The 17,486-nt window shown below is 34.9% G+C and carries 8 protein-coding genes and 2 pseudogenes; 4 read left to right on the top strand and 6 right to left on the bottom strand.

All coding sequences use genetic code 11. From position 1 onward, the window contains the following. Positions 1–16 precede the first annotated feature (16 nt). Positions 17–2,509 carry an S-layer homology domain-containing protein gene (locus ACOZBY_RS04255; RefSeq protein WP_031417539.1) on the bottom strand — a complete coding sequence of 831 codons (2,493 nt, stop codon included), beginning with the start codon at positions 2,507–2,509 and terminating at the stop codon, positions 17–19. A 68-nt stretch (positions 2,510–2,577) separates the two neighbouring features. Next, complete coding sequence (locus ACOZBY_RS04260; protein ID WP_036160808.1) at positions 2,578–4,470, bottom strand: stalk domain-containing protein; 1,893 nt, start codon at positions 4,468–4,470, stop codon at positions 2,578–2,580. A 1,191-nt stretch (positions 4,471–5,661) separates the two neighbouring features. Between ACOZBY_RS04260 and ACOZBY_RS04265 the strand changes: the two genes are divergently transcribed. After that, the gene (locus tag ACOZBY_RS04265; protein ID WP_051563179.1) at positions 5,662–6,693 is read left to right on the top strand and encodes an ETX/MTX2 family pore-forming toxin; all 1,032 of its coding nucleotides are present in this window, start codon (positions 5,662–5,664) and stop codon (positions 6,691–6,693) included. A gap of 430 nt (positions 6,694–7,123) precedes the next feature. On the opposite strand, the gene ACOZBY_RS04270 is transcribed toward ACOZBY_RS04265, so the two are convergent. Next, positions 7,124–8,164, bottom strand: a complete 1,041-nt coding sequence (locus ACOZBY_RS04270; protein WP_031417543.1) for a Fic family protein — start codon at positions 8,162–8,164, stop codon at positions 7,124–7,126. Between the two features lie 1,652 nt (positions 8,165–9,816). Here ACOZBY_RS04270 and ACOZBY_RS04275 point away from each other — a divergent pair. Together ACOZBY_RS04275 and ACOZBY_RS04280 are read left to right on the top strand one after the other, a co-directional pair. Continuing rightward, positions 9,817–10,389: a methyltransferase gene (locus ACOZBY_RS04275; RefSeq protein WP_422761566.1), complete on the top strand. Its 573-nt coding sequence runs from the start codon at positions 9,817–9,819 to the stop codon at positions 10,387–10,389. 248 nt (positions 10,390–10,637) lie between these two features. Next, positions 10,638–11,702, top strand: a pseudogene (locus tag ACOZBY_RS04280) (phosphatidylinositol-specific phospholipase C); the annotation flags it as partial. Between the two features lie 388 nt (positions 11,703–12,090). Here ACOZBY_RS04280 and ACOZBY_RS04285 read toward each other — a convergent pair. Next, positions 12,091–12,735: pseudogene (locus tag ACOZBY_RS04285) on the bottom strand (IS3 family transposase); the annotation flags it as partial. Positions 12,736–13,006: 271 nt separating this feature from the next. Between ACOZBY_RS04285 and ACOZBY_RS04290 the strand changes: the two are divergent. After that, positions 13,007–14,176 carry an FtsW/RodA/SpoVE family cell cycle protein gene (locus ACOZBY_RS04290; RefSeq protein ID WP_012292857.1) on the top strand — a complete coding sequence of 390 codons (1,170 nt, stop codon included), beginning with the start codon at positions 13,007–13,009 and terminating at the stop codon, positions 14,174–14,176. Between the two features lie 599 nt (positions 14,177–14,775). On the opposite strand, the gene ACOZBY_RS04295 is transcribed toward ACOZBY_RS04290, so the two are convergent. Together ACOZBY_RS04295 and ACOZBY_RS04300 are read right to left on the bottom strand one after the other, a co-directional pair. Continuing rightward, positions 14,776–16,740: a methyl-accepting chemotaxis protein gene (locus tag ACOZBY_RS04295; protein WP_422761568.1), complete on the bottom strand. Its 1,965-nt coding sequence runs from the start codon at positions 16,738–16,740 to the stop codon at positions 14,776–14,778. Positions 16,741–17,337: 597 nt separating this feature from the next. Then, complete coding sequence (locus ACOZBY_RS04300; protein WP_422761658.1) at positions 17,338–17,484, bottom strand: site-specific integrase; 147 nt, start codon at positions 17,482–17,484, stop codon at positions 17,338–17,340. Positions 17,485–17,486 lie beyond the last annotated feature (2 nt).

Raw genomic sequence — 17,486 nt, forward strand, 5'->3', positions numbered from 1 at the left:
CAGGGGGATTTCAAGATTATTTTAATGATAGGCATCTATTTAAGAAGCTTGCAAATTGAGCACGAGTAATTTGTGCATCGGGTCTAAATGTATTATCTGGGAAACCTCCTGTTAAATCATTCGCCACAAGTGCCTGGATATTACTGTATGCCCAGTGCGTTGATTTAACATCTGTGAAGTTAACTTTACTTGTACCTGTTAATTTGTAGGCTCTTGTTAAAATCGCTGCCATCTCTGCACGTGAAAGCTGTCCGTTTGGGTTGAACTTCCCTGGTTCTTGCCCTTTAATAATGCCAGCCTGCTCGACTGCTGCAATGGCACTATATGCATAATGACTTTTACTTACATCTTTAAAGCTAGAATCCTTCGTTGTTGATAGATTCAGTGCTCTGGCAATGATTGTAGCTGCCTCTGCACGTGTAATGGACGCTTCTGGCTTAAACGTACCATTAGAGTAACCTTTGATCAGTGATTTATTGTATAGGCTTTGGATTTCTGAAAACGCCCAATGCCCTTTGTTCACATCCGTATAAACTAATTCCTCATGATTATCTTTGTAGACAGCCTGTAATTGATCAAAATACAGCTGGCCTTTCTTTTGAAGAGAAGCTGTCGGTTGAGCAACATATAAACGTTCGAATTTCAATGGTGTTGCTAGATTACTTGGAATATCCGCCTTTACGTATTTCCAGCCATTCCAGTCTAAACCGCCCTGGCTTGTGAAATCAATCGTGTGCTTAGTCCCTGATCCATCTACAACCACACCTCTTAGCCAATGCTTACCTGCATCGCCAAATACCCAAACACCGATATTTTTCGGCTGACCTGTTATAGTAATGGGTTTTTTAGCAACCATATAGGCAGCCTTAGTCCCTGAGCCCGCTACTGTAAAATCGTAGTTTAATTGCATGCTAGCTGTTCCCTGTCTTGCATACTCTTTAGAATTTGCTAACGAAGCATTCGCTTTTGCTACTTCTGTTGTCCAAGAAGACACATTATCAAAGCTATCTAGTACAATAGGTTTTTCTGCTAAGTCTATTACAGATACAGCTGTGGACGTACGAATACCTCCATATTCCCCAATAATTTTCCCTTCACCTTTTTGGGTAGCCGTAAAGGTTGCACCATCCATCTTACCGATATTTCCTTCAACTGACCACTTCATACTCGCTGGGTTGATAGTCATTGGATTTAAATATTGATCATAGGCAGTTGCTACTTGCATATCTACAGATGAACCTTTCATGACTTGACCAACACTATTTAGCGTAATAGATTTTGCGTTCCCTGGTGGTGCTGTATTAACGACCTGTAAAATGGCCGATACACGACGCTCACTACCCTCAGACGGTTTGTTCACAAGGTTGGCGAAATACCCTCCTGGATTGCGCGCGACCATCGCTGTAGAACCGCCACCATCTAAGTTAATAGCTGAAGTAGCTCCTATTGAAATTAAATGTGAAGCTAAATCTGATAAGTTAACACCATTACTATGACCACTTAAGCGACCATCAATTGTAATAAGTGATACCTTTGTACCTGTAGCATCCACCGCTACTGCTGTACGAGGACTGCGTGTCGAAGCAAAACCAGAATTTGTTGGCATGGAAATATCCACTTGACCATTGCGTACAAGCATTGGTCCTGCAGCTAAAATGAATTGAGCATCCATCCATTTTTGATCGATTGACAAGCTGACATCGATATTTGTACCTGCTGAAATATTGCTTAATTCAGCGGCTAATTCTTTATTTTGTACAGAAATAACAAAACCATCCGCTGGTACTGCTGAGTTTCCTTCTGCACCATACGTTGTTACATGAGAAACTGTCCCTGAGAATTGATCACCAAAATGTAGGGTATTTGTATCTTGACTAGCTCCTGACACCACTAGTTCTAAGCCCCATGCATTTGTACCAGTTGTCTTTTTTTCTGGCGTATATAAAACGTTTTTATTTGTTCCTCGTTCACTATTAATTAGATCAATAGGATATGTTTTTCCATTTACTTGGAAAGATAGATTCGTTGTATAATAATCTGCAATCGCTTTCCCTGATTTAGATAAGCCAAATGCAACTGGCTTTTGCGTCGGGCTATCATACGTATCTCCCAAAATACCATAGTTGACAATTTCATTCTTTTCCGCTAACAAGTTCGCAGGCATCCCATTTCCTAAAAAGTATGAAGCATTAACAGCTCCAACAACTCGATGGCCATCATACGTGTTTTGCTTCGCCATAGCTGAAGTTGTTTTTAGGGAATTAATAGGATTCGGCATCCCAATTTCTAGTTTTGTATATGTATTATTTAAATTTACATCTAAAACATTTACAAACTGACGTATAGAACCTGACGTATAGGTTTGTTGTACGTGATTTACTTGTGGTGATACCTCTGTTTTCACTTCACTTACTTTATTTCCAAAACCAGCTGCTTGTCCATTGATGGGGCTAACTGTTAACATAAGCACGAACATGACTACAACAATTGTTACTAATTTTCTTGCCAATTTCTTCACTCCGAATTAATCAAAGTATGGCACGATATCATGTCATATGAACCGTGCCAGGGACTTCTTTATTTTGTTTCCACATAGATAGCTACTGGAAGATTGACACCACCAGCATGCATTAACTCTAATTGAATCGTATCTGTTGCACCCTTCATTTCGTAATCTGGTAATTCAACATACTCTTCTCCTACTCTTAAAGAAGGCACTAAATGCACTTTGCCATTCACCTTAATTGCTCCACTGTATAAGCCTCCACGACCAGCAAGTTTCAGCTTAATCGTTTTGGTCGTCCCTGTTGGATTTACAACAGGAATGGAAACCTTGTAGTTCATACCGAAATGACCTGGATTTCCGACTGCTCCATTAATTTGTGAAAATGAATTTTCAGCTGTTTGTAAATGGTCAGTACGGCCATTCGAAATGTTATAGCCTACTTCTGGTGAATCTACTGTATAGGCTGGTAGTTCTGCTAGAATTGTAGCGCTTGGCCAAGCACCTCTTGGATGCTTTGCATACTCATCGATGGCAACCTGCTCCGATTGAATCGTTGTTAAATCACTATTATCTTTTGTAAGCACTGTGCGAATGGTATACTCTGGTTTTCCACCATTGACCGCTTGAATATCTAAATCATGTAAAAAGCCAATAATATATTCATGGTGTAGATCGTATGTTTCAATGACCTTTGTTTCTCCTGGTGCAATGACAATACCGCTACTTTCTGATTTTTTCAGCTTGTTATTTAATGTAGCATCAGCAATGGTCAAACCAATATCATGACCTACCCAGCTATTTCCTGTCTTTTGGTTAATACCTCTAGAATCTACAACTTTAATACTCTCTGTCGTAGACTTATTTTGAACCGTAATCCCAATATTGACATCTGTACCTAATGTATTGTAATGCCACCCAAAGACACGATGCTTATTCGTCACTGCCGTTGAGTTCACGTCATATTGTGAAAGCGTTGCATTATTCTTTGGCACAAGCTTACGCGTTAACGTTTCAGGATTATCACTAATAAATAAATCACGATCTCCCTCTAAACGAGCAGAAGGAACAGCTGTTGGCGATGATGTAGAACCATAAGATTTTTCAAGGAATGAACTTGTGTACATATAACGGTAAACGTAAATATACATTTCTTTTTTTTCACTGATATAGCGTAAATTTCCGCCTAACGCATTCACAAGAAACGTAATAGGCACATACATTTTTCCTTTTTGAATAAACGGTTTTTCTGTTAAAGTTACCGTTTCGTTATTCACAAGAACCTCATTACTATTATCTTTGAAAACAAAGCTCATCCCGGCAATTTGTAATTCAAAGGAATTGTCTGGGAGCCATGCACCAGCAGAATCATCTAAATAATCATAGATATAGCTAGCTGGTAAATAAGATCTTGAATCTTTCATAATAATAGGATCTTTCATCACGATACGTTTGTTATTGATATGTAAAATATAAGGGTCTTCCTGAGGCGTTTCAGGCAGATCATCTGACATCGTAATATCTACCGATTGTGTTTCTGGGTCCCATTGAACATTCCCATCAAAATTTTCACTAACGAAACGCAGTGGCATATAAGTACGATCCTTATACATGAACGGTGCAACATCCATCACCACTTCTTGTCCATCTACTAAAGCCATCATCGAATCAATCTTTAAATCCACAATCTTCCCGTTACGAGTAGCTGACGCTGTCTGTGTTTCTTTATTCCAATCCACATTCGCACCAATCGCTTCATATAAAGCACGCATTGGCAATAATAAGAAATCCGATTTATTTAAAATAGGGTCATAGACACTAATCGTCTCTCCATTAATTGTAATTGAAACATTGTTTTTTATCTGAATTCCATTGTTACTAGTTGCTGATGCAGATGCTTGTCCAGGTAAAATTGTAGCCAAAGCAACCGCTGATACAATACATGTATTCCTTAGTTTCTTAAACATGCTAATCTCCTTTTTTTCACATTCAATTGTCTTTATCATCTTAACATGAAAAAACCCCAAAATGTGGGATTCTTATCGAAAAAAGTAGAATTCAGTACTAGAGTTCTAACCTCTCTCCTTCAAAAGCTTCATATGAAGTAAATGATATTCCAAATGGCCAGTATATTTTCTTGCAAACTGTTTTCTTCCTGACTAGATCCTTATATATACCCTCCCTAGAAGCAAATTTTAAAGCAATGGTGTAGCTGCTTTCTATCAAATTGATATCGAGACATGGCTAGTAGTTGATCAGTAACATTATGGGCTGATATCAGCATGTCATCTAGCAAACTATTGTATTAAGTAGACTGGTTTTTTTAAAAAAAGTTACACAGCCTGGAGAAAATGGTGGATTATTCACGTGAACTGTATTAAAAAAGCTATATTCCAGGAATACGGAATATAGCTTAAAAAGGATGAGCGACACCAGTAAAGCACCATCAGCTGAGGTTAAAGAATACCGTTTTAGTTACAAACAAAAGGATCTTCAATTGATGATCAAATTTTGTACATAACTAACTTTCATTAAGAAAATTATTGTCTACTTTTGATAAACACAAAACTTCCTTTAGAGGCCGTCTTATTATTTACGTATAGCTATCTTTGTTTAAATAAATTTTAACACTAACATTTACTTCATCACCTGTTTATTGTAATGATAGATAGCTTGCTATATCTTAGTATTGTTATCTCAACCAATGAAGCCTAATAGTAATGTACATGGTAATACTATCACTAATAGGAATGGGGCATTACTCCATTGGTAAACTATCTAGGCAGTTTCCTCGGTTAAACATTGACTGAAGTAATCACATATCTTTAACCCCTTTAGAAATGCTGGGTGTGTTTCTTCGCCTTCCTTTTCATCTCGTATAGCTTCTAAAAATGGAAATTGTAAATTCAGCTTCAAGTAAATGAGTACGTGCCTCCTTTTTGTGACAATTAAAAAACCTTATGACCTCTTAAAAATGAATAAATTAGTATAATGTCGTTGGAATTACGTACTTAATATCATTAGAATCCAAAATACGCGTTAACAAATTGCGCTTTTAGATAAGGATTTCGTTCAAATTACAGAATATTTGCTCAATTATGTGAAGAAAACTATTATTTTTAGTGTGGCAGAAAAAAATCGAAAAGGAGAAGATATCTATGAAAAAGAGGAACTATTTAGTGCAAAAAACTTTAACTATAGCTGCAATTGCATCTATAGGAACCACATTTGCTTTAGCATCCCCAAGTTTAGCTAGTGCAAATCATATTAGTACTTCTCAAGAACAAGGTGTTCTAGCAGAAAATACTCCAACTAGTATAAGCATTAATGAACAAGCAAACGCAGTAGGTATTAAAGATGTTCAATCTGAATTGAACAAAATCGGAAAATACTATTATACTAATGAAATAGCTGGAACAAAATACTATTCAAAAGGACTTCCACTAATTTTTAATCCAGCCCCAGATAGTGTTGAGACAGAGCTAAACTTTAGTATTACGAGTAATACATTAAATAATCTTAACTATGATTCAACAACGATTAATTACGTAACAGTAGGCCAACTTGATAATACAAAAACTCCTCTAGAACAGATACTTACAACAATTAGTTACAGTGAAAGTGTACAAGAAACAACATCGACAGCGACACAAAATGGTTTTAAAGTTGGAGGGTCTGGTGATCTATTTTTTAAAGTTCCTCTATTAGTAGAAGGTTTAAAATTAAATGCAGAATTTAATTCTTCTACTACAAATACAACTACAAAGAGCGTGACAAGAACATTAACAGCACCTTCACAAAATATAAGAGTGCCATCGGGTAAAAAATATAAAGCAGTCGCTGTTTTAAAACAATTAAATTTTTGGGGTGATGTTTCGTTTACTGGTGAAGGAGTCAATCCTATGACTACAATAAAAGGGACTGCTGTATATCGTGCACCAAATGGTCATTATTGGGAAAATCATACATGGAGCAAATATACGGCTCAATTTTGGTATGAACTGACTAATGCTCAGAAAAATGATTTAAATGGAATAGAATTTAATTACTTTCCAAGTACTGGTGGAGTTATAGTAAAGGCACAAGGGACTGGTAAATTCGAAGGTGTAATGGGTAGTACATTAGAGGTCGATATTTTAGATGTTACAAATCCAGCAAACCCCATTTTAGTGGAATCAAGACCTTTTTAATAATATTTTAGTATCTGAATCAGTTTCATAGTTCATAGTATTCAAGAGCCTAGGCTACTCCTATTAAGAAAACTTATGTTTATAAAATTTAATTGGTGAATATAATGTACATGGCTAAAGACATGGAGAACAGTTGTATGATGAAATCGGAGAGCAAAGTCTTCTGCATAAATTGACCCTTACTAGGCGTAGTCTGAAAATGGACGCTCAACCTAATTAATTGATATCCGAAACGGACACGGACATTCATAAATTTCATTTATTGGAATTTTGAGTATTTCAAATGTTGAATGATCATTGTAGTGGCTTACTGAATTTAGTTAGCCGCTTTTTTGTTGTTTATAAAAAAAACAGACAACTGTGATATACAATCCTCAAAGGCTGCTTTAAGTAATTCTGGGTTGTTGGTTCTAATCCCATACTTTTAAGGTTACACTTTCATCCAGCACGCATTTCTCCCTTTTGAAACAAGCTTAATTTCGCCTAATAATTGTAAATCATTTAAAGCTTTACTAATTGTTCTTTCGGCTATATCAGGATACATACTCCGAATGCATTCTTTTGTGAAAGGTTGTTCGTGATTAAGAACAAAATTCTGAATTCTCTCTATCTTAGTCTGTCTACTTATAGAATCCTTAACTCTATTATGTAGATTTTTATAAGCATCTAAAATAATTGTTAAGAATATTTTTAACCAAAAGCTACTATTATGCTCATTACAATACCAATTTGCTGATGATTTATAGATTGCTTCATAGTATTCTGATTCTCTTTTCTTTATATGTTCATCTAAACAAACATATTTTACAAATGTATGGCCGCTTTTTATTAGTAATAATTGCATTAACATTATAGTCACTCTCCCATTGCCTTGACTAAATGGAATTATGCAATAAAGATTGAATATAAAATAAGCTATCAGTAGAATAGTAGGACATTCTTTTTTACAGTTTAATAAATTATACTGGTCGCATAATTGTTCTACAGCCACTTGAATTTTTTCAGGTGGAAGAGGACGATAAACCTTCGTGTACATCCCATTCTCCAGTATTCCGGGGATAGAAAATGGTTTTTGTCGCCATTTTGCACCATCCGAGGTAATAAAATGAATTAATTGAAAATGCAATTCTTGTATAGTATCTGGACTAATAGTAAAAACATTAGATTTTTCACGCACAAGCGTCAGAGTTTCATAGTAACAAAATATCGCATCTTCTGAGATCGACTGGGGTATTATATCTCCTAAAATAAGCTCTTTTAATCGTTTATTGGAAACTTTTATATCCTCATAAATTGAAACATAGTTTTTTATGTATTGTATTGGCATAGCATTTTCCAGTCTAGTAAATATATCAGATCTTTGTTCTTGATAAGCAGTTAACTTTCCTTTGTATTCACTAATTTCACTAACTAAGTTTATTATTTGATTCTCCCCATTATACTTATACTGATCTTCGAAAAAATTTCTCATTTTCCCTCCTACTTTCCTTTGTTACAAACATACATATTATTATTGTAAAATGAAAATCTTCACAGAAATAAAAATTTTTATTATTCTATATTAGTTAATTCACTATATAATTGTAGCCCACTATAAGATAATTACAGAATAATTAATGGGTAAATTCTTTTGACTTTGCATAATAAAAAACGATATAGAATTAATAGCTTGGAAAAGAGGGTTTAATCAAATAATCCCTATTTATTAGCAGTTGGTGGCAATAAAAAGGAAATATCCGCTACGTTATTGCTAACATTGGGATGATTGACTATTAACATAGAGGCTCATATTCTTCCGTTACCGTATTCACTATAAGAATCCTTCCGAATAATATGTTTGATCAAATACAATTTGATATCCTGCTTCATATGCTTTTGTATTCATGTTGTTAAGACCGTGGTATTTTGTATTACCATACCAATTTGTAGAACTACCTATACACTAAAAAAATCAAGAAATGAACTTTATGAATGTCCATGTATTTGTCTCGAATATCAATTAATTGGTATAAGCGTCCTTTTTCAAACTACGCCTATTAAGGTCAATTTATGCAAAAATAACTCTGTCTCACTAAAAACAATAGTGTTTTTCGCTAAATCTAGCAAATATTCTGTAATAATAGCAAAATTTATACCTTAAAGCGTATTTTGTAACGCGTATTTTTGATTCTAGTCATAGTATGTACGTAATTCCAACGACACTTTACTAATTTTTTACTTTTAAGCATTCATCAGACTTTCTAATTGTCACAAAAATAGTTAATAAAATATTATAATTTTTTAAAAAAACATACTTTAAGACTAAGAGCTTATTGAATACCTCCTTGTATATTTTTTTCATTAATTCTGTTTAACTCATGATTTTAATTCATTTAGCCAATGTTTTCCACCATAAATCCCCAAAATATTTTCCTTTTCTAAACAGAAAATATGAATTCTTTGCATAATAAGAAGATTTAAACCTAGTTCAGTCCACCTAATTCAATACATATCTATCAAGTATATTTAATAGTGAAATTATTGCTTATACGATGTCTGATACTCAAAATGTAAACCTTGTGTTAGATAATCTACAGCATTATCCGTTTTACTGCAAGGTGGTTTTACACAGCTACCATGGATCGATTTATACTTCTGCAGCGTACCAACAAGCAATCAAAGCAAAAGGCATTATCATAAGCATGTCCCGTAAAGGATGCCCTCTGATAATGCCCCAATCGAAACGCTTCATGAGACACTTAGAGCAGAAACGTTTATTCCGACTGATTACCTTATTTTCTCGCTTATTAATTCTAGCTTCTTTCAAAATTTCAGCCAAGTATGTCACTTTAAATTATAATTTGTCATCTTTATACTTTAAACATATTTCAAATTTGTGTCATTTATCTTCCCTTATACTATTTTTTCAATCGTTATCATAGTGTTTTATTTGGATTATATGCCATTTAAAGTAAATAAGAGGGGATTTTTAAGTGATAAATTTATATATAAAAGTGGTTATGAGTTACTTAATATGAAAATTGAGGGAATTTGTGAAGAAGGTTATCATATCTATATATCATTTGTTTAAATGGCGCGCATTTTAAATGGTATACAATATTATCGAAAAAGGGGATAAAAATAATGAAGAAAAAACAAAAAATGTTAGTCACAGCAGCAATGGTAGCCACATTAGCTACAAGTGCATTACCTACTACATTGGCGTCTGCCGCAGAAACAAATGCTCCTAATCAACAACAAGAATCACAAAAGAGTATTCAACCGTTCTCACAGAGTAATTTAGAAATAGCTGTAAATGCTGCTTTATATGGTCCAGAAGTAAAAAAAATTAAAGTATTTGAACATGAATTCAATGTAAAACCAGTTGAAGTTGTAAATTTAGGCGGCGGAAAACAATATGTTAAGGGCCAAATCTCTCATCATTTAACTCTTCGTCCAGATGATCAATTTTACTATGAATTTACAGTAAAAGATGGAAAAGTAACTGATACGCCTAAATTTTATATTGATAGAGGTGGCTTTACACCATTTGCAGCACCACTTTTATCTATTATTGCTGCATATAATGGGATTCCTGTTAATCCAAATGATTTAAACACACTTGGTCAACAAATTGGGAGAGTGATAGATGGTAGTTGGGAACATGCAGCACAATCTATTGCTACTATCGTTAGTTTAACCTTTAACGAGGAATAGACCTTTCTAGGAATGTAACTGACATCAATTATTAAACGAATGTATCTCATTTATAACTGTTGACGAATCCGTAAAAGATCCGTGCTACTTTACCATTGTATGTTACAAATAGGAGTCTTGTTTAAGACTCCTGTTTTGTTTGTAAAAAAATATATTAAATAGATTTTCTCATCATTTTGTTGAGATAAATATGTATAATTACACACTTTATTATATGCGATTATTTAGTTTAAAAAAGGAGAGATAGCATGAGGAGCGTCTTAAAATTTAGCATTCTTACTTGTGTAATATTGGCAAATTTATGTACAACTTCTACTGTATTTGCTGATAGTCACCCTGGTTATTCATATGAATCAAATATAGGCTATCATAATTCAACCTGGATGTCAGAAATAGAGGGTTCAAAAAAAATAAGCGAGCTATCTATTCCAGGAACTCATGGTTCTATGGCTTTACATGGAATAAGTGTTTTTGATGAAGATCTGACTAGGAATCAAACCATGAACCTTTCACAGCAATTAAATTCGGGTATTCGTTATGTAGACATGCGAGTGAAATGTGTTAAGGATTCCTTCGCAATGCATCATGGAATTGTTTATCAAAAAGCAATGTTTGAGGATGTATTACAAGAGATAATTCAATTTTTAAAAGATCATCCGAATGAAACAATTTTAATGCGTTTAAAAGAAGACACTGATCCCGAAACCGGCTCACAATCATTCGAACAAATATTTAACAATTATAAAGAGCGTAATGCTCCTTATTTTTGGGACCCAGATTCTGTAGCATCTTCAGAAAGAAATAATCCGAAACTAGAAGATGTCCGAGGTAAAATTGTAATACTACAAAATTTCACAGCCTCTCAAACATATGGTATTAATTATGATTCTTTATATATTCAAGATAAGTTTGAAGTCGGTATCGGACCAAACGGAATATATGATAAATGGAATTCAGTGAAAGCTCATCTTCTACAGGCAAATAATAACTCGCAAAATGGAAAAATCTATTTGAACCACTTTAGTGGGACGGGAGGCGGATTAGCATTATTGACTAATTTCTACCCTTGGTTTGTTGCAAGTGGGAAAGAAAGTCGAAATACAAATAGCAATCAAAAGCTGATTCAAAAAAATGCTACAAATGAATGGACGGATTTCCCTCGTGATATGAATGACCAAGTGTTTTACGGTGGAATGAATACAATGGGAACTGAATTCATTCAAAAAAGTGGGCTGCATCATGTTGGGATTATCGCTGCTGATTTTCCAGGCCCCGGTTTAATAGATAGTATTATTCAGTTGAATGGGATAAATTAAAATGAAAAAAAGAATTATAATGGTCAATAAGAAATACTGGAGCCCTACACTCATTACAACTATCTTTAAATAAAGTCGCCAAAAGAACAAGACTTTATTGCTTTGACAATCTAATAAGTTTGAATAAACTTATATTTTCCTAGATCATAATTTTCTTTTATTCAAAGTGTTGAGAATCATCAATAGATGCCGGTAGCTCGTAGCTCTTTATTTTGGAGATTTTCGATTTGCAGCTACATCTCCATTTTTTCTTTTCAAACCTTTATAATAGCTTCAAATGTAATAAATTCATTTACCATTTCAATTGCTCTGCTTTGAACTATAGAAAAAAGCTTAACGACAATATGGGACTGAACCCCATAAGTGAGGCAGTCTCAAAAAAGCATCACCCTACCAGTTTCCAATCATTAATTGGAGACTGGTTGTTTAATTTCAATTGAATTCGAGTATTGTAATAATAATTTATATAATCTCTTACGTTTGATCTACAATGACCGTTGTAGTTCGAGTTAATCCGTCGAGATAAAACGTTTCTGCTTTGAGTGTCGCATGAAACGATTCAAATGGGCATTATCAGCGGACGTTCCTTTACGGGACATGCTCATGATAATGCCCTTTGCTTTGATGGCTTGCTGGTACGCTGCTGAAGTATAAACCGACCCTGATCACTGTGTAAAAGACAACCTTGCGGTAAAACAGGTAATTGCTGAAGTTTATCTAACACAAGGTTTACATTTTGAGTATCAGACATCTTATAAGCAATAATTTCACCATTAAATTAATCGAGTATACTAGATAGATATAACGTTTTCCCGACAAAAGGTAAGTAGGTAATATTTATAAGAAGTTTCTCCAAGCGTTTTTGTGATGTAAATTCACGATTCATCAGATTATTAGCCACGTAATGTGGTTGTCCTGTTTGTTTACGTTTTTTAACTTTTACACGACATGGCCAACCATACTTTTGCATGATACGTTGCACAGCCTTATGATTCACGACCCAAACTTGTCTTAAGATTGCCGTGATTTTGGATAACCATTGGAAAGATAATAACTCCAACTGGTACCCACCATAATAGATGAAAATATTAAGCCAGTGATCTGTTTTTGTAAAGATTGTACGAAGATTTTCTGACCCAAGCAGCCCCATTTGACGAACTCGAATAGAATAAAATGTAAAACCAAAAAATGGTGAAATTGGTTATTTTTTAAAAATATTTAGAATATTCCTTAAACTCGCAACCTTATCTATACCTCTAGCGTTCTTCTAATAGTTTGATCGCTAAAAAGGAGGTATTTAAATGTTACAAATCAATAAATTAGATAAAAGTTTAGTAATTAGCTTGTCATTACTCGGTTTCATTAGTTGTCTTTTTGTCCATTCCAGTAGTACGGTATTTGAGCAGTATACAAGCTCATTTATTGTTAAGCAGTTATTCTATTACCTAATAGGTTTTTTAGTGATGTATGGTGTAGCGACGCTTGATATCGAGCAGCTAAAAAAAGTCTCCTGGCCATTTTATTGGGCAATGGTCTTGTTAACATTTTGCTTATTTATTGCACCCGAAAGTATAGCCCGAACGGTAAATGAGGCGAAGCGCTGGTACCAAATTCCAGCTTTAGGATCATTTCAGCCGTCAGAGTTTTTAAAATTCGCGCTTTTAATCGTTGTCAGTAAGGTCATCGTTTCACATCGAGAAAAATATGTGCACCCTACCTTTTTAACGGATATGCGACTCCTCATAATAATTGCGGCTATCACCTTTCCCCCTATGCTCGCTGTTTACAAACAGCCAGATACAGGCATGACAATGATCTATATGTCGATGCTTATTCCTATGCTTTTCTTTTCAGGTATACAAAAAAAATTGCTTATTATCTTTACAGCCATTCCCGTATCAATTCTCAGCATTGTGACTATTTTATATGTAAAGTATAATGAATTTTTTACAAACAACATTTTAAATAAACTATCAGGGCATCAAATTTCTCGAATTCAAGGATGGTTGCAACCTAATGAATATCCGGACTCATCTTTTCAAACAAGACAAGGGTTTTTGGCAATTGGTTCGGGACAGTTTACCGGAAAAGGATACATGAAGAATAATGTCTATGTCGTGGAAAAGCATACCGATTTCATTTTTGCAAACATCGCTGAAGAACTCGGTTTCATTGGAGGGGCTTTCGTCATTACTTTGTTATTTTTTGTGATTTACCGAATTGTTCTTATAACAATAGAAGCAAAAGATCCATTTATGACGTTGATGGGAGCAGGGATTTCTAGTTTATTAGCCTTCCAAATCACACAAAATATAGGTATGACAATTGGCCTTTTGCCCGTAACTGGTATGACATTGCCATTTTTAAGCTATGGAGGAAGTTCACTTATATCAAACTTCATGTTAATTGGCATTGTGATGATTATCAATAAATCTTATAGTAGCTACATGTTTAAAACAACAAAAGATTAGGGAAGGTGTGTACATGAGAAGTGTTGTTCATACTCATACTCATACTCATACTCATACTGCGCCTACCTTTTAAATGCTATAAGACAGCTTTTCTTTTAGAACTAAACATTAATGGAACCCCACTAATAAAGATTCTCTTGAATAATATTAAGATTTGTAGATAATGTTATTTACGTTATGAAAGCTTGCAACAGCTGCACCATTTTTGCAATGCTTGTGTTGTTTGGCACACTCATCCAGTCTTACCTAGCCTTCTATGAGATTCGTGTTCCTCGGTCCGGTGTTTTGCCTTCAGCTGCCTTCAGGTTCCGCGTCACCACGGATACCCTTGCTCTTGGCTAATCTCTACTTCTTTCTTCGAGATTCTTGCCTTACACCCTATAGTTCATGTGCATGCTGGGCGCACCAAAAAAAGAGCCCAGAATGTTGCTCACTGGGCTCTTGAAATGTTTTCTTAATAGTTAGCCGTATGAATTGAGAGTTCACGTACGGTTCTGTTAGAGCCTTTGGTTAAACCCTCATTGGCTTACTCGACTGAGAGGTCGGAGGGGGAGTCACCTGCTTCCTACTCGATTCAAATTGGCTATCTAAGATAGGCTTTAATATTTAAACTGGTTGATTAGCGATTTTAACTCATCCGCCATATGAGAGAGTGATTGAGCAGATGCATTAATTTCTTCCATAGAAGCTAATTGCTCCTCTGTGGACGCGGCAACTTCTTCTGATGTAGCAGCATTTCCTTTAGCTGAAAAAGCCAAATCCTCCGTAATAGCTGCAACCTCTTGAACACTAGCTGACATCTGTTCTGATGCGGAAGATACTTCTTGCATTTGCGGCGTAATTTGTCGCATGCTGGTCATGATGACTTGGAACTTTGCAATCGCTTCATCCGATACGCGTAAACCACTTTGTACGTCGTTAGTAACTTGGGCCATAATGTGTACCGATTGCTCCGTATCTGCTTGAATACCATGTACTAATTCGAAAATCTGTTTTGCTGATTGTTGGGATTGCTCTGCCAGTTTACGCACTTCATCTGCAACAACAGCAAATCCTTTCCCGTGTTCTCCTGCTCTTGCAGCTTCAATAGCAGCGTTGAGAGCGAGCAGATTCGTTTGGTCAGCAATGCCTGTAATCACATCTAAAATAGACGTAATTTGTTGTGAGCGATTATGTAACGTTTGAATTTTTGTGTTTGATTCTGAAACGGATTGATGTATGGAATTCATTTGTTCTTTCGTATCTTGGACTGCTTTGCCACCCTCATCTGCCTGTATCGTAGCGTGCTGTGAAAGATCCGTAACAGTAGAAGAAATTTCTGCAACATGAAGAATTGCTTTTGACAGTTCATTTAATGATTCAGCATTTTTGTTTGCATTCGTAGTTTGCGTATCTGCACTAGATGCAACTTCTTGTATAGCAATTGCCACTTGCTCGGTTGCTAAACTCGTTTGATCAGCATTAGCTGTTAATTCTTCCGCTGAAGATGCGACTTCTTCTGCATTGACTTCTACTTTCTTTATAAGTGTTCGAAGACTTTCACGCATATCATTGAACGCCTGGCCTAATTGTCCAATTTCATCATTCGATGTGATGCTCACTTTTTCAGTTAAATCACCTTTACTGATTGTCACTGCACTTTCTTTTAACTTGCCAATCGGTCTAATAATTCCTTTTACTACAAAATAAACGGCTATAGAACTTACCACAATGGCAATGACTAGTACAAGTATAGTGGTATACAATATTGAAGCTGCAGATTCATCTATTTCTTTCGAAAAGATGGTTCCTGTAATTTTCCAGCCCGTCAATTTATTCGTTGTAAAAAATACTATACGTTTATCACCTTCATATACATAATCATACGTCCCAGATTCTTTCTCGTATATCTGATTAAAGAAGCTCTCTTTCACTTCCCCTCCACCTTCTAAAGTAGGATGTGAAATAACTTTTTTGTTTTCATCAAAAATAGAAGAATATCCATTTTTTCCTATACTAATAGATTCTGATGTTATTTGTAAGTCTGCCAGTTTAAGATCTAATGCCACAACTCCTGAGCGGTCTTTTAACTGCTTAGCAATTGTCACAATCATTTCTTCAGTCCTCACATCTTTGTAGGGTTCTGTTATAAAAGGTTTCCCTTGAAGCTTTACTGCTTCTTTATACCAAACTCTATCCAGAGGATTATAGTTTTCTGCAGTAGACACGTCCTCTCCTTGAATAAACGCTCCACTATTCGTTGCAACATATATGCTGAAGACATCTGGATTTAGTTTAAAGTATTGATGAAGTGATGATCTTAATGCAACCTCACCCTGTCCATACATCGAAGAATTAATTTCCTCACTAAAGACTTCAATTTCGTTAATTTTTTCACTGATGGTTTTGTCTATAAGTTTGTTTAATACCCCAACACTTTGGTTGGCACTTTGCAGAATTTCCTTTTCTATAGAATCTTTAGCTGATAAGTATGACAATACCCCAACTAAAACAACGGGGATTATTAATACAAGTCCAAATGAAATATACAACTTACTTTTAAGGCTTTTAAATACAGTTTTCATGTAACGGTTCTCCTTTTTCTACATAAGCTTTACAAGTTTTTTTAAGATGCTTGCTTACAACTATTGTCCGTATTCTTTTTTCGCAAACCTACTATCAATTTACTGATAAGGCTTCAAAAAAGAGGAAAGCTTCCATTCGAGGGTACTAAAGAAATTCGGTTTTCGTTAGCATATATCTTGCTCACTTCAGATTTACCAACTTGAAAAGTCCATTTGTATAACAATTGATGTGGCATTTTTCAGAGCCCTCCTTCCATACATGTTTTTTTACAGTTCCTTTGGTTCATAAATTATACTCTTTGTTTTTATCGGTCTAAATGCTTGAATTCGAAGACTTTTTTGTTTCCTACACGAACTACATAGACAATGATTTGTAATGTAAGACCAATTTCAAAAGTCCTCTAGTGGACTGAATAGCACTGAAAAACTTAGTTTTTTTAATGGGAATCGCAACACTAGTTTTTCTAACGAAATTGATGATAGCATTGTTCTAGTTAAAGATGAAAATGATTACCCTGCTGCGAATAAATAAAAGGCTTGAGCTAAGTGCAATAATAGATTCAATCCTTTTAAGTTTTGTCTTAAGAATTAATCGTTCTAGCTTTCTGTTTTCTTAGTGGGGTTATGAGTAATCTTGTTTTCTTCAATACAATATTGATAAAATGATTTTAATGCAGTTAGTTTCAGTTGAATACTACGTATTTTTAACCCTTTTACACTTAGAGTTGCCAGCCAATTACGTATAT

Origin of the sequence: Lysinibacillus sp. NPDC056220 (genome assembly GCF_049315265.1) — a bacterium.
In the GTDB taxonomy this organism is placed as follows: domain Bacteria; phylum Bacillota; class Bacilli; order Bacillales_A; family Planococcaceae; genus Lysinibacillus; species Lysinibacillus pinottii.